The organism is Pelorhabdus rhamnosifermentans (assembly GCF_018835585.1).
Taxonomy (GTDB): domain Bacteria; phylum Bacillota; class Negativicutes; order UMGS1260; family UMGS1260; genus Pelorhabdus; species Pelorhabdus rhamnosifermentans.
In genome coordinates, this window is sequence record NZ_JAHGVE010000071.1 from 1 (window position 1) to 971 (window position 971).

At 42.5% G+C, this 971-nt stretch carries 1 protein-coding gene; it reads right to left on the reverse strand.

All coding sequences use genetic code 11. The features are described from left to right. Positions 1 to 233: 233 nt before the first annotated feature. Positions 234 to 878 (reverse strand): CBS and ACT domain-containing protein, encoded by a 645-nt coding sequence (locus Ga0466249_RS25765; RefSeq protein ID WP_215832363.1) that lies wholly within the window; start codon positions 876 to 878, stop codon positions 234 to 236. Positions 879 to 971: the final 93 nt, after the last annotated feature.

Sequence of the window (971 nt, forward strand, 5' to 3'; positions counted from 1 at the left end):
ATGCTTAAACTCTTAAGTGACATTTTCACCCGATAATTAGAAACCTTTTTAGGTGACATTTTCAAAAGTTATTGACACCACAGTTTACCAAACTTTAGACCTATCTTTCCCTTCCCTTCAACAATGATGCTGCCCATTTCCCACCAAGGCCCTCATTAAAAAATAGCCTTCAGCCAACAAAACATATTGGCTAAAGGCTATTTTCACTTTCTTATCCACTATCATTTCATAACTCAACCGATTTTGGCTACATGCAGCACAGGATACCCTTTGTCGCCGAGTTTCTTTGTCAATAATTCAACATCAGGGACATCGGCACGAATAATCTGCTGAGCTTGATGATCAGGCCCCGGCAAAGCCACCATACTATCAATGCTAATATCGAGTTCTTTAAAGACACCTGTAATTTCATGAAGCATGCCAATTCGATCGGCCCCGCCAAGAGTAATGCGCGTTTTGCCTTCAGCTAACCCCATGACATCCACAAAGCATTTAAAAATATCTGTCTCCGTAATAATCCCTACGACAGCCCCATTCACATCGACAACAACAAGACCGCCGATTTTTTCTTTGTACATCATAAGGGCGGCTTCTTCAATGGTAGCATCGGCACAAATGGTAAGTACTTTTTTCTTCATAATGTCACGCAGTAATATCTTGTCTAAAAGATAATTGGCTTCGTGCTTAGCAAGCGTCGTAGCGGGTGAAGGTGATACTTCCCTGAGATCACGGTCCGTTACAATACCAAGAAGTTTACCGTCTTGAACAATGGGCAAGCGCCGAAACTTGTTCTTCTGCATCATATTCTTGGCCTCTGTTACAGAGGTATCTGGAGTTACTGTCACAGGATTTTCCGTCATCCTTGTTGCTACAAACATCGTAATCACTCCTCGTATCTTCACTTTTTCTTTCTTAGCCGCCTAGATAAGCCTTGCGCACATCTTCACTTGCCGCAAGCTCTTTCGCTGTAC

Coding starts and splice junctions, on each gene's coding strand:
- Ga0466249_RS25765 (WP_215832363.1), bottom strand. CDS start 878: ATGTTTGTAGCAACAAGGATGACGGAAAATCCTGTGACAGTAACTCCA.